This is a genomic window from Mesorhizobium sp. M0088 (genome assembly GCF_040322895.1).
Lineage (GTDB): Bacteria > Pseudomonadota > Alphaproteobacteria > Rhizobiales > Rhizobiaceae > Mesorhizobium.
Genome location: NZ_JAMYUI010000016.1, coordinates 162,880 through 180,821 on the forward strand (window position 1 = coordinate 162,880; position 17,942 = coordinate 180,821).

Sequence of the window (17,942 nt, forward strand, 5' to 3'; positions counted from 1 at the left end):
TTGCGTTCATGCCCGGCTGAACGCTCTTGCGTTCATGCCCGGCTGAACGCTCTTGCGCGTTCACGCCCGTCCAGCTGAGCTGCCTCACGGCCCGGCGGTCCGGGTTGAGGCTGGCGAAACGGCGAGCCGAATTTTCGGGCTTACATGGCGCCACGTCGTCCCTTATAAAACCGGCCGGGCTTGCGGCGGGCTCGATCCGCCGCGGCACGGTATCAGCGCACGGCCAAACGATGAGGCGCACAGTTACGCTCCGAACAACCCTCCATGCGCTGATTGCGGCTCCGCTGTTGATGACGGCGTGGCCGGTGATTGCCCCCGCTATGGCTGAAGAGATGGCCCAAGAGGCGCCGGAGCTCGTCATCTCAGTCGTCACCGGCCTGGCGCCGGACGACCTTCTCAAGGTCCGCACCACCGCGTCGCCGGTCGCTACGGTCGAGGCGCGGCTGAGCAGCGGCGACATGGTCACCAATCTCGGCTGCAACGACATCAACGGCTACAAATGGTGCAAGGTCGAAAGCACGGGCAAGGAGAAGCTGAGCGGCTGGGCGCCGGCGCGCTATCTCATCCCCCTCAATCCGGCCCCCTATGTCGAAGGCGAGACAAGACCGGCCGATGCGCCGGTGGTTGCCTCCACCGGCAGCGCCAATGACGCCGGGCACGCCTCGGCGCCGGATCAATCCCACGCAACCGGCTCGGCCAACAGCGCGCCGGTCCCGCCGCCCGACCTGACAGCGCGGCTTGGCGGCGCCGGTCCGGCAGCCGAAAGCACGCCAAAATCCGCCGCCGAAATCGGCCGCGCCGCGATGCAGGATGCGTACGTACTGGCGCTGGCGGCGCCCGACGTCTCGCCGGATCCCGAGATTCCCTGCGCCCGCTATGTCGGCCAGCCAATGGAGCGCTGCAAGGTCAACGTCGTACGCACCGCCGACAAGGCAGACGTCACGGTCACCTGGCCCGATGGCGGCACGCGCGTCATTTCCTTCCGCGGCGGCCGGCCGGCCAGCTCCGACGCGCCCAGCAATTTCCGCTTCACCCGCGAGGGCAGCCTCAACATGATCCGCATCGGCGACGCCGAGCGGTTTGAAATCACGGATCAGCTGGCGCTGGGGAATTAGAATTTATGGGAGTAAGGGAGTAGGGGAATAAGGGAGTATGTTTGGAATGCCTTCGAACCCACCCTACTCCCCTACTCCCCTACTCCCCTACTCCCCTACTCCCCTACTCCCCTACTCCCCTACTCCCCTACCTCGCATTTTCGGGGTTACATCAGTCAGAACTCTTCCCTATAAGGCCCTCCTAGCCTGATACCAGAATCGCGAGCACAACCGGCCGGGTCTTCCCGTCCCGGTTTTTTGTGCAAGCCGCCCGCCGAACGGACCTTTGACATGCCAAGACGCACTGACATCAAGTCGATCCTGATCATCGGGGCCGGCCCCATCGTCATCGGCCAGGCCTGCGAGTTCGACTATTCCGGCACGCAGGCCTGCAAGGCGCTGAAGGAGGAAGGCTTCCGCGTCATCCTGGTCAATTCCAACCCGGCCACCATCATGACCGACCCGGAACTGGCCGACGCCACCTATATCGAGCCGATCACGCCTGAGGTGGTCGCCAAGATCATCGCCAAGGAGCGGCCCGACGCGCTGCTGCCGACCATGGGCGGCCAGACCGCGCTCAACACCGCTTTGTCTCTGCGCCGCATGGGCGTGCTCGAGCGCTACAATGTCGAGATGATCGGCGCCGACGCCACGGCCATCGACAAGGCCGAGGACCGCGCGCTGTTTCGCGAGGCAATGAAGAAGATCGGCCTGGAAACGCCGAAGTCGATGCTGGCCAACGCCACCGACGTCAAGAACACCGACCGCAAGACGCATGAGGCCGAGCGCGCCGCCGTCAAGGCCGAGGCCCCGGCCGATCTCGACGCCGCGCTCGACGCCTTGGAAACCCGCTGGAACCTCGGCGAAGGCGACCGCAAGCAGCGCTACATCAGTCATGGCATGGCGATCGCCGCCCAGGCGCTCGACCATGTCGGCCTGCCCGCCATCATCCGCCCGTCCTTCACCATGGGCGGCACCGGCGGCGGCATCGCCTACAACCGCGCCGAATTCTACGAGATCGTCCAGTCCGGCCTCGACGCCTCGCCGACCACCGAAGTGCTGATCGAGGAGAGCGTGCTCGGCTGGAAGGAGTATGAGATGGAGGTCGTCCGCGACAGAGCGGACAATTGCATCATCGTCTGCTCGATCGAGAACATCGACCCGATGGGCGTGCATACGGGCGACTCGATCACTGTTGCCCCTGCCCTCACGCTCACCGACAAAGAATACCAGATGATGCGCAACGCCTCGATCGCGGTGCTGCGCGAGATCGGCGTCGAGACCGGCGGCTCCAACGTCCAGTTCGCCGTCAACCCGGCCGACGGCCGCCTGGTGGTCATCGAGATGAACCCGCGCGTCTCGCGCTCGTCAGCACTTGCCTCCAAGGCGACCGGTTTCCCGATCGCCAAGATCGCGGCAAAGCTCGCCGTCGGCTACACGCTGGACGAGCTGGAGAACGACATCACCGGCGGCGCCACGCCAGCCTCCTTCGAGCCGTCGATCGATTACGTGGTGACAAAAATCCCGCGCTTTGCCTTCGAAAAATTCCCCGGCGCCGAGCCGGTGCTGACCACCGCCATGAAGTCGGTCGGCGAAGTCATGGCCATCGGCCGCACTTTTCAGGAATCGCTGCAGAAGGCACTGCGTGGACTTGAAACCGGCCTCACCGGTTTGGACGAGATCGAAATCCCCGGCCTCGGTTCCGCCAACCATGCCGACGACCGCAACGCCATTCGCGCCGCGCTGGGCACGCCGACGCCCGACCGGCTGCGCATGGTGGCGCAGGCGATCCGCATGGGCACCTCGCTGGAAGACGTGCACGCCATGTGCAAGATCGACCCGTGGTTCCTCGAACAGATCGCCGGCATCGTCGCCATGGAAGCCCGCATCCGCGAGCACGGCATTCCCGAGGATGCCGTCAATTTGCGCATGCTGAAGGCCATGGGTTTCTCCGATGCCCGCCTCGCGTCGCTGACGAAGACCGACGCCGAAGTGATTCAGAAAGCTCGCGAAAAGCTCGACGTTCATCCTGTTTACAAGCGCATCGACACCTGCGCGGCCGAGTTCGCCTCGCCCACCGCCTACATGTACTCGACCTATGAAGTGCCGTTCGCCGGCGCGCTGGCCAACGAGGCGCAGGTCTCGTCGCGCAAAAAGGTCGTCATCCTCGGCGGCGGGCCGAACCGCATCGGCCAGGGCATCGAGTTCGACTATTGCTGCTGCCACGCCGCCTTCGCGCTGCGCGACGCCGGCTATGAAGCGATCATGATCAACTGCAACCCGGAGACGGTCTCGACCGACTACGACACCTCGGACCGGCTCTATTTCGAGCCGCTGACGGCCGAAGACGTACTGGAGATTCTGCGCGCCGAACAGGCGTCCGGAGAGCTGGTCGGCGTCATCGTCCAGTTCGGCGGCCAGACGCCGCTGAAGCTGGCGGATGCGCTGGAGAAGGCCGGCATCCCGATCCTCGGCACCTCGCCCGACATGATCGATCTGGCCGAAGACCGCGACCGCTTCCAGAAGCTGCTGCACAAGCTCGGCCTCAGCCAGCCGAAGAACGGCATCGCCTATTCGGTCGAGCAGGCCCGCCTCGTCGCCGGGGAACTCGGCTTCCCGCTGGTGGTGCGCCCGTCCTATGTGCTGGGCGGCCGCGCCATGCAGATCATCCATGACGAGGGCATGCTGCAGACCTATCTGCTCGACACCGTGCCCGGCCTGGTGCCGGAGGACATCAAGCAGAAATACCCCAACGACAAGACCGGCCAGATCAACACGCTGCTGGGCAAGAACCCGCTGCTGTTCGACACCTATCTCTCTGGCGCCATCGAGGTCGATGTCGACTGCCTCTGCGACGGCAAGTCGACCTTCGTCTCTGGCATTCTGGAGCACATCGAGGAGGCCGGCATCCATTCGGGCGACTCGGCCTGCTCGCTGCCGGTGCACTCGCTGCCTTCCGACCTGGTCGACGAGCTGGAGCGCCAGACGGCGGCGCTGGCCCGCGCACTCAATGTCGGCGGGCTGATGAACGTGCAGTATGCGATCAAGGACGGCACGGTCTATGTGCTGGAGGTCAATCCGCGTGCATCGCGCACCGTGCCCTTCGTCGCCAAGACCATCGGGCGTCCCATCGCGAAAATCGCCGCCCGGATCATGGCCGGCGAAAAACTGGAAGACGCCTTCGCCCATTACGGCGCCATGCCCGACCCCAGAAACCCCGGCCACATCGCGGTCAAGGAAGCCGTCTTCCCCTTCGCCCGCTTCCCCGGCGTCGACATCCTGCTCGGCCCGGAAATGCGCTCGACCGGCGAGGTCATGGGCCTCGACCGTGATTTCGCACTCGCCTTCGCCAAAAGCCAGCTCGGCGCCGGCGTCGACCTGCCCCGCTCCGGCACGCTGTTCGTCTCGGTGCGCGACGAGGACAAGAAGGGCATCTTGCCGGCGGTCAAGCGCCTCGCCGGCCTCGGTTTCAAGGTGCTGGCCACATCAGGCACCGCCCGCTTCCTCGCCGAAAACGGCGTCGACGCCCAGAAAATAAACAAGGTGCTGGAAGGCCGCCCCCACATCGAAGACGCCATCCGCAACCGCCAGGTCCAGATCGTCTTCAACACCACGGACGGTCAGAAGGCGGTGTCGGACTCCAAGTCACTGAGGCGCGCGACGCTGATGCAGAAGGTGCCGTATTACACCACGCTGTCGGGCGCGGCGGCCGTGGCGGAGGCGATTGCGGCGCTGAAGGCGGGGAGTTTGGAGGTCAGGCCGCTGCAGGAGTATTTTGCTTGAGGACTGGCGAAGCTGCCGTGAGAACTACGAAGCCTGTCGGCTTCGCCGGGCCACTCGCGCACTCGCTTGCGTAGGACTTCGCTTCTTTACCAATGCGATAGGCAAAGACGCCTCATCCTCGTTCTCTATGTATGAGGCGGTCCGATCCTCGATTCTAGGCATTGGGGCTCCCTCGTACCAGTCCATAGATTTTCCTTCGCCATCCTTCCGTTTGCCTTTCTCAAATATGTCGCGATATCTCCGAGGCGATATACCAAGGAACGGTTCGAATAAAACTTTCTGATGAGATTCGCCCTTCTCAAAGGTAATTGAATCATAGTGCAGTTTTTGCGCATAACTCTTCGGGTAAGGCTCAAGGAATACAACCCTATTTATTCCCGACGAAACGATGTGCTTGGCGCACATATGGCAAGGGAATGTAGTCACAAACATCGTCGCATCTTTGACGGATTTTCCTGTTCGCGCCGCATCGGTAATCGCCGACATCTCAGCATGTATTATCCGGCCGAATTCAATAATATCCATCAACTTCGATTCTTTAATCGCTTCATGCTTTATAAGCGACTCTATAAGGCGTCCAGAATCCAAATCCTTTTTGTACTTCTTCAATAAGAATCCTTCTTTATCAAGCCTTTCCAAAATATCCTTTATTATGACGGTTTTTCTAAGTTGATTTGCGTCGAGACCCTCCTCAAAATCTCTATGCGTCTGATAGACTTCTCCCTCCCAGTAGGTTCCGCCGAACGCCTTAGGCACTTCGTTGCAACCCATTGTGAGCACCTCGGCCTCAGGTGAGAATATGGCCGCCCCAACCTGCCTTGATAAATCGATAGAGCGAAGCGAGGCAGCTGCAGCAGCATACATCCCATACTCGGCCTTTGTTGGGGACACCCCATTGTACCCAAAGAGCGCGCGCACGAAACGACGTATCGAAGCTTCGACAATAGATTTGTTGCCGCTATCTACAAATAAATCACCTCTGTGAAATATTTCAGATACCTCTTGCCCGTAGCGCTGATCTACCTCACTCGCATCTATTTGAATTAGCTTAATCGCCTCCGTCTCACAATCTACATCCGTTTTAGTGGATGCCTTGTATTCTCCAATTTTCTTCGTGAGCCAATCTCTTCGAGAGGCCTCATCGAGGTAAATTGAGATCTGTATAAATTTTCTTCCATAGGTTTTTCTCATAAGGTCTATTTCTTTTTTTCTTTTAAACTGCCTTACGACATATGCACGTCCAAGGTCAGGGCTATTTATATTGCCGGTAGATTTTTGGCGCTCCTCTCTTATCTTCACAATAGCCAGCTTCGCTAAAAAATCCCTCGACGAGAATTTCTCGCAGAGCTTGTCAGCACCAGATATCAAAGATTTATACCGATTGAAATAAGACGAATTGTCGACGCTAATATTAAAAGGAGGCATTTCAAGTATTGAAGTGATTTTTATCGGAGTGACTCGGTATCCGACATTCGTTAACTCGCTATTCAAGCTGTCCATAACCAGATCTATATTTACACCTATTGGCGCAACTATTCCAAAGACGAGTTCCGGGTTAGAAACTGTGTCTATGTTCTCTATTTGTTTCTTTTTCATACAAAACTTTACCGTTTCTTAACCGTTAAAAAGCGTTAATGGGTGTACGATTGAAGCGCATTGGATTACGTTCGGTAACGATTCGGAATGGTCCAGAAGGGGAGGTTTTCGTGAGAAAACGCGGACATGCTTCGATGCTTTCAGACGAAAGTAGTTGGGTCAGCAAACAATGGTCGCTTTCTATCGAAAACCTTAAGGCGCGCCCCCAAAACCGTCGTGGTGCCTTGCTAATAACCGACGAACAGTTAGATCAGATGGAAGAGTCCCTTTTCCAAAAGCATGATGTTAATCTGTTACTAATATCTCGTCAAACGTCAAAAGCCGCCTAAATTTTACTTGGGTTTCTGCACTAAACGGTGTCGGTAGCGCGGTGGGCCAATGCAGTAGGCGGCCCACATTGGCTCGTTCTTTAGTTTCCGCCTCGCCGAACAATTATTCCTATTCCCTCAATTGGTGATGGATGATCGCGGTTCAGCGGGGAAGGCTATCGTTTGGCTTTAGGCTTCAAACGCCGTGAGCTGGCGAGGGTTGATCACGCCACCGCCACGCACTCAATCTCAATATCAAACTCCATCGGCCACGACGCCACCGGCACAAAACTCCGCGCCGGCGGGTTGACGCTGAAATACCTGGCATAAACCCGGTTGATGGCGTTGTAGAAGCCGGAATTGACGGCGTAGATGCGCACCATCACGACGTTTTCCAGCGAGGTGCCGGCCGCTTCCAGGCAGTGTTTCAGCGCCTTCAGCGACGCCTCGGTCTGCACCTCGATGTCGCCGCGCACCATCTCTCCGGTCACCATGTCCACCGGCGGCGTCGCCGAGATGAAGACGAAGCCGTTGGCCCTCACCGCTGTCGAACACGGCAGGCCGAGCGCCCGCACCTTGGCCGACATGACAGGCACTTCGATGATTTCCTTCTTCATGGCAAATCTCCCTCTCCTGCATTTGCAGGGAGCTTATCCCTGCACTGGCGGAACGCCAGCGCCGTTCTTCCCTTCTCCCCCTGTGGGAGAAGGTGGATCGGCGCGATAGCGCCGAGACGGATGAGGGGTGGTCCAGCGGAGTGAGACGTCGGCGTTCCCTGGAACACCCCTCATCCGTCGCCTTCGGCGACACCTTCTCCCACAGGGGGAGAGGAAGATGCGGCGCTAAAGAAAACCGATGAACCGTCCGGCGAACAGCACTGATGTCCACAGCAGTATCGAGAGCACAGCCAGGGTGGCGCTGCCGGCCGGCTCGTCACCGCCTCTGGCGAAGCGCAGGAAGGTGAAAAAATTGACGCCGGCGAGAAGGATGAGCGCCATCTTGGCTAGGAAAACCGGCATAGCCGCATAGGTGCTCGCCTTGACCGAAAACAGCAGCGAGCCAGTGACGAGCGCACCCACGAATGCCGCCAAAGCGGTGCGGCGCAGCAGCGCGACGAACGCGGCGTATGGCAGCGAACGGAGGGCGCCGCATATCCTGAGGTCCATGAGAACGACGCTGGTCAGCAGCGCGCCGATCGACATGATGTGGAGCGCATTGACCACGGGGTAGGCGATGAAGGAAGCCTTCAGCCACCGCGCCAACGCAAGGTGCTCGATGCCGGCGAGGAGCTCGGCCATTTACGCCGGCGGCACGCGGTCGGGATAGACATCATATGTCTTGCCGCCGACGATGACGCGGACTGCTTTCATGCGCTTTTCAGTCTCGTCGACCGAGCGGTTGCCGATCGCGGTCACCTCGTCGCCGACCTTGGCCACCTCCTCCGTGAAGCCGGCGGCGATCGTGCGGGAGGGCGGCGCCATCTCCACCCGCCAAGCCTCGCCCTCGGCGTCGACATCCAGCGTGGCATGCGGATTGCCGATATAGATGGCCGTGATCTTGCCCCTGAGCTCGAAAAACCCGTCCTGCGTCCACGACCAGCCATGATGGGCATAGGCCGCGGTGCCGGCGGCAAGGATCACGGCCGCCGTCAGCGCGACGCTGCGAATTCCATTGAAAGGCGACCGCATCACTCGTCTCCTCGGTTCGTCCACCATGCATTCGAGAGTAGGACACGGCGCGGCAACGTCAAATCACATCGGCCAAATGACCGGAACCGCCAAGCACCCCGCTCAATCGCCGGCGTGAACGATCCGGCCTTGCTAAAGACATCCATGCACGCCACTCTCGCCTTCCCTGCCCGCTTTTCCCTTGGGCTGAAGATCGGACTCACATCGAACGAGGCAAACCATGAGCAGCATGAGAGACCGTCAGGAAGGCTTCGAAAAGAAGTTTGCGATGGACGAGGATACGAAGTTCAGGGCCATGGCGCGCCGCAACAAGCTGCTCGGCCTCTGGGCCGCCGAAAAGCTTGGCAAATCTGGTGCGGACGCCGACGCCTATGCGAAGGAAGTGGTGCACGCCGACTTCGAAGAGGCAGGCGACAACGATGTCTTCCGCAAGGTACGCGCCGATTTCGACGCGGCGGGCATCGCCCAGTCGGATGCCCAGATACGCACCGCCATGGAAGAGCTGCTGGTGACCGCGGTCGAGCAGATCAGGTCGACCTGAGCGCCGCTCAGCCTTGATCGGGATAGGGCGTGCCGTCCTTGAGGCACAGGGCCACATTGTGGTGTTGGTTTGCCAGCGGGCTGACTTCCATCGTAGCGCTCTACGGCGCCCCCCTCTGTCCTGCCGGACATCTCCCCCTCAAGGGGGGAGATTGGCAGCTTTGGGGCCGGCCTTCACCTTGCAACGTTGAAAATTGGCGAAAACAGTGACGACGGCCAATCTCCCCACTTGAGGGGGAGATGTCCGGCAGGACAGAGGGGGGCGCCATAGAGCGTCGACCTTGAACCGCCCTCACCCCTGATGCGCTGCGGCTAGTTCTTTCACGTGTTTTTCGTGCATCTGCAGCGTCGGCAGGGTTTTCTTGGCGAATTCCTTCATCGCCGGGTCGTCGCCGGATTGCGCATAGCCGCTGAACAGCGCGACGGCTTCCTTGTGGGCGTTGGTCTGCATCTCGATGTATTTGGCCTGGAACTGATCGCCGCTGGCGCCCTTCAGCTCATCGAGCATCTTCTGCTCCTTGGGCTGCAGGGCCGGACCTGACGGCGCGGTGGCCGAGGTTGTCTGGCCCTGGGCAAGCGCCGCCTTGAATTCCTCGCCGGCCTTGGTGTGATCGGCGATCATCTGTTTGGCGAAGGCCTTGACGTCGGCATCGGTCGCCTTCTGCTCGGCGAGCTTGCTGGACTCGATCTCGAACTCATTGGCGCTCGGCACCGTCTTGATGAAGGTCGAAGTGTCGACCTTCGTCGTCGTAGCGAGCGGCGTGGTCGTGGCGGTCGTGTTCGACTGGGCAAAGGCCGGCGCGCCGGCAAGCAATGCTGCTGCGGTCAGAAGGGTAAGCGTTTTCATGGCATGTCTCCGGTTGGAATTGTCCCTCGGACATCCAACGTCGCTTGGGCACTCCGGTTGCAGATCATGAGCAAGAAGCCTGCGCATCTCGCCTCGATCGCCCCGCCGTATATGTGGCTTGCTCGAACGCTCGCCGATGCCCTCGTTCGAGCCAGCCCATGGGACTCATGTTCCGAAAACTGAAACGCGGCGGCTGGCCAGAGCTGCCTTTCAGTGGCAACACGCCTCGCCATATTGCAGCTGCTCGTTCCAGTTCGGGCGGCCTTCCGGCGTGAAATCCATCAGGTTCCACAGCGTTTCGCAGGTGCCGAGGCTGCGCGGATCCTGGCCCGGCTCCGTCGGCGCGAAATCCAGTTCCGAACTCCAGAAATGGCGTATGCCGTCGGCATCGCGGTGGAACACCGACAGCAGCGGGATCTGTGAGCCGTCGGCCGCCTCCGCATTGTAGTCGCGCTTGAAGCTGTTGGAGGCCGAAGACACCAGCCGCATGTTGCGCCAGCCCCTGTCACGGCCGAGCGTGACCAGGTTTTCGAGCGCGGTCTTGCCCACCACGGCGAAATTGAAGCCGGCCGCCTGGAGATGGCCGACCGCGCCGTCGAACTGGTCGAGCAACGCGGTGCAGGACGGACATGGCTGGTCCTGCCGGGCGAGCTTCGCCGTGCCGCCGCTGGTCGCCACATCGCGCTTCTCCTGCGGATGGCGCGGGAACATCATGTTGTAGAGGATCAAGCTGTCTTTGCCGGGCGCGAACAGCTCCGACAGTCTTGTCTTCGCGGGCTTGCCCTGGGCATCCAGTGCGTCGAATTCATAGTCCTGGCGGATCAGCCCGCCCGGCGGCAGCGCGCGCCGGGCCTCGGCGACCTCTTCCATGACGCGGCGCAGCTCGATTTCCTTCTTCAGCAATTTTTCGCGCGCGGTGCGGTATTTGGCGGATTCATTGGGAAAGGTGATCATGATCGGCTCCTTCAAGTCGCGGCGCCGGCGTCCCGGCGCGGTTGCTCTGCGACCCAAGGACGTTTGGCAGCGATCGGTCCCGACATTTATTGCGCATCGTAAGATGTCGTAATACCTGTTGGGCAGCGTGATCCGGGGAACAACATGCACGACGGCGAGATCGATCTGCGCTGCCCGCTAGTGGTGGCCGACAATGCCGCCAAGGGCCTCAGGCTGCGCGGCGAGTTCGGCCGCGGCGGCACCGAGATCGGCGTCGCCCGAGCCACCGAGCTGAAGAACCGGGAAAAGCTCGCGCCCTCCACCATCCGCCGCATGGTCAGCTATTTCGCCCGCCACGAGATCGACAAGCGCGGCAGGAACTACGGCAATGAGCAAAACCCTTCGGCCGGTTATATTGCCTGGCTGCTGTGGGGCGGCGACGAAGGCCGCGCCTGGGCGCTGGAGCTCAAGCAGAAGATCGGCAACGCGCCGGACATCTGAGGACTCGTCCCTCACCCCTTGACCCCGCCCGCGGTGAGGCCGGAGACGATTTTGCGCTGGAAGATCAGGACCAGCACCACCAGCGGCACCGTGACGATCACCGAGGCGGCCATGATGTTGCCCCATGGGATCTCAAACTGCGAGTTGCCGGAGAGCAGCGCGATCGCCACCGGCACGGTCCGCTGTGCGTTGTTGGAGGTGAAGGTCAGCGCAAACAGGAACTCGTTCCACGCGCCGATGAAAGCCAGCAGCCCGGTGATCGCCAGCGCCGGCCACATCAGCGGCAGGAAGACCCGCGTGATGATGATCCACGGCGTCGCGCCGTCTAGGATCGCCGCCTCCTCGACCTCGACCGGCAGGTCCCGGACGAAGGTGGTGAGCACCCAGACGGTGAACGGCAAGGTGAAGATCATGTAGGAGAAGATCAGCGCGAACAGCGAATTGTAGAGGCCGAACATGCGGACCAGTTCGAACAGCCCGGCCAGCAGCGCCACCTGCGGGAACATCGAAACCGACAGGATGATGAACAGCAGGGCCGAGCGGCCGCGGAATCGAATGCGCGCCAGCGCATAGGCTGATGTGACGCCGAGCAACAGCGAAAGGGCAACCACCGCGCCCGAGACGAAGAGCGAGTTCAGCAAGTTTCGCACGAAGCTGCCTTCGGTCAGCACATTCCGGTAATTGGCGAGACTGAGCGTCGTCGGCCACAGATCGGTCCGGAACAGGTCGGTCCCCGATTTCAGGCTGGTGACGATGGCATAGTAGAACGGGAACACGGCGACGAAGACGATGACCGCGACCAGCAGGTAAAAGGCCGTGCGCTTCACGATCCACATGTCAGCGGCCTCCGTCCAAGCTGATCCGGCCGATGCGGATGGTGACGATGGTGAGCAGAGCGAGGATCAGGAAAAGCAAGGTCGAGGCGGCGGAGCCATAGGCGAACTTGTCGAACTCGAACAGGTTCTCGCGGGCGAACACCGACATCGACTTGGTGTGCACATTGTTGGGCGTCAGCACATAGATCAGGTCGAAGATGCGCAGCGCATCGAGCGCGCGGAAGATCACGGCCACCATCAGCGCCGGGCGGATGAGCGGCAAGGTCACCCGCCAGAAGATCTGCCAGGGGTTGGCGCCGTCGAGCCTGGCGACCTCGATGATCTCCCTCGGCAGCATCTGCAGCGCAGCCAGGATGAGCAGCGTCATGAATGGTGTCGACTTCCAGATATCGACGATGAGGACGGCCGCCATCGCCGTGTCGGCGTCGGCCGTCCAGGCGATCTTGGTGCTGATCAGGCCGAGGTTGAGCAGCACGACATTGATGATGCCGAACTGGTCGTTGAGCATCCATTGCCACATCTTCGCCGAGACGATCGTCGGGATCGCCCAGGGGATCAGGATCGCTGCCCTGACGACGCCGCGGCCTCTGAATTCGGCATTGAGAACCAGGGCAACGATCGTGCCGAGGATGGTTTCGCAGGTCACCGAAATCACCGTGAAACGAACCGTGTTCCAGACGGCACGCCACCAGACCGGATCGACGAGCAGCCCGTCATAGAGGGTCCGGCCGCTCGGCATGTGCAGCACCGAGAAATAATTGCCGAAGCCGACCCATTGGCGCGCGTCGAGGTCGGCCAGCGAGGCGTCGGTGAAGCTGAAATAAACCGTGCGGGCAAGCGGCCAGCCGGCCGCCGCGGCGAGCACCAGAAGCATCGGCGCCAGGAAAAGCCACGCCGAGCGAACGCGCTGTGCCGTCAACGGCGATGGCCGACGGCGAACAGCCTGTGTCTCCGACGCCGCACGGGCGTCGGTCCCTGTCGGCACTGTGGTCACCAGCCGTTGCCCTTCAGCTTGGTCAGCGTCGCTTCGAGGTCGGCCAGATTGTCGGCGGCGGTGCCGTCGCCCGACAGCGTGTTGTGAACGGCGTTCCAGAACTGGCTCGACGCCTCGTTGTATTTGATCCTGGCCGCGGCCGAGGGGCGCGGCACCGCATTGAGAAATATCTGCTTCCAGCGCGGAATAATCGGCTGCTCCCTGGCAATGTCGGCATCATCATACAGCGCCTGGATGGTCGGCAGGTTGGACGTCTTCAGCGCGCGGTATTTCTGCATCGCGGGCGAGGCGATGAACTTGACCAGCTCGATCGCGGCATCCGGATGTTTCGAATATTTGGAGACGGCGAGGTTCCAGCCGCCCAGGGCCGCGACCGGTCGGGCGCCTTCGCCCGTGCCGGCCGGCAGCGGCGCCACGTCGAACTTGCCCTTGATCGGCGAGCCCTCGCCGTTGCCGAGCGCATAGGCATAGGGCCAGTTGCGCATGAACACCGCATTGCCGGTCTGCCACACGCCGCGCGATTCCTCTTCCTGGTAGGCGAGCACGCCGGGTGGCGCGATGGTCCCGACCCAGCCCTTGGCCATGTCGAGCGCCGCCGCCGCTTGACTGTTGTTGACGGAGATAGTGCCGTCCGGCTCGATGATCTGGCCGCCGCCATTCGACATCACCCATTCGAGCGCGTTGCAGGTCAGCCCTTCATAGGCGTTGCCCTGGAAGACGAAGCCCCAGATATCCCGATTGCCAGCCGCACGCTCCTTGTCCATGACCAGCCTGGCGGTGTCCGCCAGTTCCTTCCAGGTGGCCGGCACCTTGGCGCCATATTTGTCGAGGAGATCCTTGCGGTAGTAGAGCGCCGGCGCATCGGTGAAGATCGGCAAGGCGACGAGCTTGCCGTTGACGGTCTGTGACTGGATGATCGATGGGAAATGCTCGCCACGACGTCCTTGGTCGCTGCGGTCAGATCCACGAGCTGACTGGCGAGCTGCGGTGCCCAGATCACGTCCGTCTGGTAGACGTCGATGTCACTGTTTCCGGCGGCGAGCCAAAGCCGGTACTGGCCGAACTGGTCGGTGCCGGACGTCGGCATGACGACGATGCTGACCTTGTTGCCGCTGTCTTTCTCGTAACGGTCGAGGATCTCGCGCAGCACCTTGATGCCGTCGCCGGTATCGCCCGACACCATCGACAGCTCGACGCCCCGCGCCGGCGTGCCGACCAGAATGGCAGCGACGCCAAGCGCCAGAAATGCGTGAAAGAGTTTCATGATGGTGGATGTCCCTCCGCAGCCGGCCACGGAAAATCCTCCCACCCGCCGGCAGCTTGTCAGGCCCTCACCTCCCATTGAATGCGAAGCGGCGCTTTGGGTTCCCAAATCGCGCCGTTCCTGCGTGAGGCGACACCCATCAGGGTGTGTTGAGATTCAGGTCAGGCCGAGTCGAAAATGGTGGTTTCCGAGAACCGGAGCGGAGCGTACTTTCGGGTACGTGAGCACCGGAAGCGCAGGAAGCCATCATTTGCAGGCCGGCATCGCCTGAATATCAGCACACCCTAGCCTTCCCAGGCGACAGGCATCATGCCCAGCCGCTCATAGAGCCGGACGGCGGCGGGATTCTCGACCGTGTTGGTCTTGAGGTCGACATGATCGGCGCCGCGTTCGCGAAAAACGGCGAAGGCGTGCCACATCAGCGCTTCGGCAACGCCCTTGCCGCGAGCCTCGGGATGAACGGCTAGATCCTTGACGAAGGCGCGGGTCCAGCACAGTGCCGCTGCCGCCAGCCGGCCCTTGGCGTCGATGACGAGGAAGCACAGTGCCGGGTCGAATTCGGGATCGTCGGCGATGCGCGGCCACCACTCGTCGAACGGACCGTCGGCGCCGTCGTCGAACACTTCGGTCAACAGCGCATGCAGGGGCAGCGCGTCACCGGGCTCGAAGCTGCGCATGACAAAGCCGTCGGGCCAGTGCGGCGGAACCAGCGTCTCGTCGAGGATTTTGCGCAGCCGGATGTCGTTGAGAGCCGGTGGGCGCGGTTCAGGCATCGCGCTCAGGCGTCGGGCTGCAGGCGACGGCGCTGGCGGTCGCGGCCAAGGCCGGTCGCCTCGAGCAGGCCCTTGCGCTTGGCGTCGTAATAATAGCCGGTCTGGTAGAGCCAGTCGGCCTTCTTGGCGTTGCCGCCGGCCACCAGCCAGGCGCCGCGCAGATATTTCACCGCGTATTTCAGATTGGTTTCGGCATCGAACAGGCCCTTGGCCGGCCCGTCATAGCCCATGCCGCGCGCCGTCGCGTGTTTGATCTGCATCAGCCCCCAATGGCCGTTGTTGTAGGCTTTCGGGTTGAAGGTGCTCTCGCGGTTGACGACATGGCGCACCAGATCCACCGGCACCTGATAGATCGCCGCATATTTCTCGATCAGCCGCTCGACATCGCCACGCACGCCCGTCGCGTGTTCTTCTTGCACGGGCCCTGCCGGGAACTGGACCAGGGCCGCCGGGTTCTGCGGCACGACATAGGCGACTTGCTGGACGCCGGGCATGCGATCGCCCTTGGCGGTTGCCGGCACGACCAGCCCCGCGGTCGTATAGGTCTCGGCCGCCTTGACCGGCTTGCTCGCATTTGCCGGCGGCGGCGCCTGCCAGGCATTGGCGGTCATCACCGCGGGCACGGCTGGTGCCGCCGGTGTGGATCCGGCAAAAGCGGCGGTCGCGGCAACCGGCTGTGCGGCGGGATCGAGCGGCAGCTCGGCCGTCTGAACGGGGGCGATCCCTGATGATTCCGGCAGCACCGAAACCGTCTCCGGCAGCGGCACGGTGAAACCGGCGTCAGTGCCGGCGACGGTCGCTGTTTCGGTGAGAGCAGGCGCGGGCTTCATCTGCGAGGTCGACGTGCAGCCGCTGATGCCGGCGGCGGCCAGGATCACGCCGATCGCGATAAGGTTGAGTTTTGCTGGCAAGCCGCGCTCGGGTCCGGTTTGTCGGGTTGTTAAGAAATTCCTTACACCAGCGATTCAGGCCGGGCAATCGGGGCGCTCAGGTGGTTTTCGGGTGGCGAGAGGCAGGCGGTGGTGCCATATTGTTCCGGATATGTACCGGAACGAATCCCGGATTTCGCCACTTTGCGGGAAGGAACGCATCATGGTCACGACAGCTTCGATCACGGCCGGCCACGCAGTGTTAGAAACAGTGATCGGTTTCATGGGTATTGCGTGGAGCGAAAAGGGCCTGACCCGGCTCTGCCTGCCCGAACGCAGCCGCGAGGCGGTGGAGCGGCGCCTGCTGCGCCATGGCGGCGTTTCCAGTGCCACGGCGCAGCCGCCATGGGTGGTCGAGCTGATCGCGGCGATCAAGGCCTATGCGGCGGGCGAGGACATCGATTTCTCCGCCGTGCCGGTCGATCTCGACGGCGTCGACGATTTCCGCCTCGCCATTTACGACGCGGCGCGAAAACTCTCCTTCGGCGAAACCACCACCTATGGCGAGCTGGCCAAAACCGCCGGCCATGCCGGGCTCGCCCGCGAAACCGGGGCCGCCCTTGGCTCAAATCCGGTGCCGCTGGTCATCCCTTGCCATCGCATCCTTGCCGCCGGCGGCAAGATCGGCGGCTTCTCGGCGCCCGGCGGATCGATCACCAAGGAGAAGATGCTGGCCATGGAAGGCGTGCGCGTCGGCCCCCCGCCACCAGCGCAGGTGTCGTTCGGGTTCTGATGTAGGCAGGTGCCTAGTTGTTGTGGAAGAACCGCCGGCGGAAATGCCGGTCATTGTCCGGCCGCTTGCAGTTGTAGACCGGGCAGGACTTTGTGTCGGCGCTAGGCACGTAGGCCCGTGTCCTCACCTCGCCCATGCTGCAGAATCGCTGGCTCTGCACATAGCGGTCGTAGAGCGGCAGTCCAGGCACCCGCTTCGACTGGTAGCGCAGGATGACCGCCCCCTGCCGGGCGATCGTCGCCTGAACCTTGCCGCAGCTCATACGCGTCGGGTCGTAGCGCGAGATCGCCTGAGCCTGAGCGGCGACAAGCGTCAGGCAGGCGGCAAGCAGAATGGTTTTCATGGTCCTCTCCCCCAAGATCCCCTCCCAAGCGGGTGCGGATCGAGCGCCCACAGGCTCCGATCATCGCGACGCTCTCACGCGATTGGGGCGGCCATTGGGCGGCGCCCTCATCACGGCTTTCTCACGCAGTCTTGTTTTTCGTGCGAAAGCAGCCTATATGCCTTCCATTGATATTTCGGCCGATCGATCCGGGCCTCGCGATAATCGCGTTTGCTGACGTCTATCTCCAAAATCTCGATGCACACCGGCTGGACCTCGGTCCGGTCAATCTAAAGCAAATGTGAAGGACTATCTAAATGGCAACTGGAACGGTCAAGTGGTTCAACGCCACCAAGGGCTTCGGCTTCATTCAGCCTGACGCGGGCGGCGCGGACGTTTTCGTCCACATCTCCGCTGTCGAGCGTGCTGGACTGTCGACCCTGGTCGAAGGCCAGAAGATCAACTTCGAGATCGAGCAGGACCGCCGCACTGGCAAGTCGTCCGCTGGATCTCTGAGCAAGGCAGCCTGATTTTGCGATAGCGCGCGCCGGGCGAGAGCTCGGGGCGCGCGGCAAGTCACGGATGTACTGACAGTCGCGCGAGAAGCGCGCTGGAGCGGAAAGACCCGACAAGCTGGATCAGCAGATAGCTGCCAGCCCGGACCGGACGTTCCCGATCAGGCTACCAAGCATGGAAGGCGGGATTTAATCCCGCCTCAGACTGCTGACAAACCCCTGGCATTTGCTGGGGGTTTTTGATTCACTGGGTCATGTTGAAGCGACCCGCCCCTGAACAGACCGC

At 61.9% G+C, this 17,942-nt stretch carries 18 protein-coding genes and 1 pseudogene; 7 read left to right on the forward strand and 12 right to left on the reverse strand.

The window, feature by feature from the left end:
- Positions 1-320 precede the first annotated feature (320 nt).
- Positions 321-1,115, forward strand: coding sequence for an SH3 domain-containing protein (locus NKJ67_RS20605; protein ID WP_352582726.1), 795 nt, complete (start codon positions 321-323; stop codon positions 1,113-1,115).
- A 270-nt stretch (positions 1,116-1,385) separates the two neighbouring features.
- A complete protein-coding gene (gene carB, locus NKJ67_RS20610) occupies positions 1,386-4,877 on the forward strand; it encodes a carbamoyl-phosphate synthase large subunit (RefSeq protein ID WP_352582728.1) in 3,492 nt (1,163 codons plus the stop codon).
- Between the two features lie 24 nt (positions 4,878-4,901).
- Here carB and NKJ67_RS20615 read toward each other — a convergent pair whose 3' ends face one another.
- Positions 4,902-6,473, reverse strand: coding sequence for an anti-phage dCTP deaminase (locus tag NKJ67_RS20615; protein WP_352582730.1), 1,572 nt, complete (start codon positions 6,471-6,473; stop codon positions 4,902-4,904).
- A 110-nt stretch (positions 6,474-6,583) separates the two neighbouring features.
- On the opposite strand from NKJ67_RS20615, the gene NKJ67_RS20620 reads away from it, so the two are divergent.
- A complete protein-coding gene (locus NKJ67_RS20620; RefSeq protein ID WP_352582732.1) occupies positions 6,584-6,802 on the forward strand; it encodes a hypothetical protein in 219 nt (72 codons plus the stop codon).
- A 203-nt stretch (positions 6,803-7,005) separates the two neighbouring features.
- Here the strand turns inward: NKJ67_RS20620 and NKJ67_RS20625 are convergent, their stop codons facing one another.
- The 3 genes from NKJ67_RS20625 to NKJ67_RS20635 form a co-directional block, all read right to left on the reverse strand.
- Positions 7,006-7,398 carry a RidA family protein gene (locus NKJ67_RS20625; RefSeq protein WP_352582734.1) on the reverse strand — a complete coding sequence of 131 codons (393 nt, stop codon included), beginning with the start codon at positions 7,396-7,398 and terminating at the stop codon, positions 7,006-7,008.
- Between the two features lie 225 nt (positions 7,399-7,623).
- Positions 7,624-8,079 carry a DUF6644 family protein gene (locus NKJ67_RS20630; RefSeq protein WP_352582736.1) on the reverse strand — a complete coding sequence of 152 codons (456 nt, stop codon included), beginning with the start codon at positions 8,077-8,079 and terminating at the stop codon, positions 7,624-7,626.
- Positions 8,080-8,469 (reverse strand): DUF6152 family protein, encoded by a 390-nt coding sequence (locus NKJ67_RS20635; RefSeq protein ID WP_352582738.1) that lies wholly within the window; start codon positions 8,467-8,469, stop codon positions 8,080-8,082.
- Between the two features lie 220 nt (positions 8,470-8,689).
- Between NKJ67_RS20635 and NKJ67_RS20640 the strand changes: the two genes are divergently transcribed.
- Positions 8,690-9,010 carry a DUF1476 domain-containing protein gene (locus tag NKJ67_RS20640; RefSeq protein WP_127270441.1) on the forward strand — a complete coding sequence of 107 codons (321 nt, stop codon included), beginning with the start codon at positions 8,690-8,692 and terminating at the stop codon, positions 9,008-9,010.
- 291 nt (positions 9,011-9,301) lie between these two features.
- On the opposite strand, the gene NKJ67_RS20645 is transcribed toward NKJ67_RS20640, so the two are convergent.
- Positions 9,302-9,856: a DUF4142 domain-containing protein gene (locus NKJ67_RS20645; RefSeq protein ID WP_292635288.1), complete on the reverse strand. Its 555-nt coding sequence runs from the start codon at positions 9,854-9,856 to the stop codon at positions 9,302-9,304.
- Positions 9,857-10,066: 210 nt separating this feature from the next.
- On the reverse strand, positions 10,067-10,810 hold the full coding sequence (locus tag NKJ67_RS20650; protein WP_352582741.1) for a DUF899 family protein: 744 nt from the start codon (positions 10,808-10,810) through the stop codon (positions 10,067-10,069).
- 144 nt (positions 10,811-10,954) lie between these two features.
- Between NKJ67_RS20650 and NKJ67_RS20655 the strand changes: the two genes are divergently transcribed.
- Positions 10,955-11,290 carry a hypothetical protein gene (locus NKJ67_RS20655; RefSeq protein WP_292458781.1) on the forward strand — a complete coding sequence of 112 codons (336 nt, stop codon included), beginning with the start codon at positions 10,955-10,957 and terminating at the stop codon, positions 11,288-11,290.
- 11 nt (positions 11,291-11,301) lie between these two features.
- Here NKJ67_RS20655 and NKJ67_RS20660 read toward each other — a convergent pair whose 3' ends face one another.
- From NKJ67_RS20660 to NKJ67_RS20680, 5 genes and pseudogenes are all read right to left on the reverse strand, one after another.
- A complete protein-coding gene (locus NKJ67_RS20660; RefSeq protein WP_352582743.1) occupies positions 11,302-12,126 on the reverse strand; it encodes a carbohydrate ABC transporter permease in 825 nt (274 codons plus the stop codon).
- Position 12,127: 1 nt separating this feature from the next.
- Positions 12,128-13,000: a carbohydrate ABC transporter permease gene (locus NKJ67_RS20665; RefSeq protein ID WP_352582753.1), complete on the reverse strand. Its 873-nt coding sequence runs from the start codon at positions 12,998-13,000 to the stop codon at positions 12,128-12,130.
- A gap of 116 nt (positions 13,001-13,116) precedes the next feature.
- Positions 13,117-14,384 (reverse strand): annotated as a pseudogene (locus NKJ67_RS20670) (ABC transporter substrate-binding protein).
- Between the two features lie 284 nt (positions 14,385-14,668).
- Complete coding sequence (locus tag NKJ67_RS20675; protein ID WP_127326851.1) at positions 14,669-15,157, reverse strand: GNAT family N-acetyltransferase; 489 nt, start codon at positions 15,155-15,157, stop codon at positions 14,669-14,671.
- Between the two features lie 5 nt (positions 15,158-15,162).
- Positions 15,163-16,068: a transglycosylase SLT domain-containing protein gene (locus NKJ67_RS20680; protein ID WP_352582745.1), complete on the reverse strand. Its 906-nt coding sequence runs from the start codon at positions 16,066-16,068 to the stop codon at positions 15,163-15,165.
- A gap of 181 nt (positions 16,069-16,249) precedes the next feature.
- On the opposite strand from NKJ67_RS20680, the gene NKJ67_RS20685 reads away from it, so the two are divergent.
- Positions 16,250-16,819 (forward strand): methylated-DNA--[protein]-cysteine S-methyltransferase, encoded by a 570-nt coding sequence (locus NKJ67_RS20685; RefSeq protein ID WP_352582747.1) that lies wholly within the window; start codon positions 16,250-16,252, stop codon positions 16,817-16,819.
- Positions 16,820-16,832: 13 nt separating this feature from the next.
- Here the strand turns inward: NKJ67_RS20685 and NKJ67_RS20690 are convergent, their stop codons facing one another.
- Positions 16,833-17,162 (reverse strand): hypothetical protein, encoded by a 330-nt coding sequence (locus NKJ67_RS20690; protein WP_027162103.1) that lies wholly within the window; start codon positions 17,160-17,162, stop codon positions 16,833-16,835.
- A gap of 296 nt (positions 17,163-17,458) precedes the next feature.
- Here NKJ67_RS20690 and NKJ67_RS20695 point away from each other — a divergent pair, with 296 nt between their 5' ends.
- A complete protein-coding gene (locus NKJ67_RS20695) occupies positions 17,459-17,671 on the forward strand; it encodes a cold-shock protein (RefSeq protein ID WP_010910991.1) in 213 nt (70 codons plus the stop codon).
- Positions 17,672-17,942: the final 271 nt, after the last annotated feature.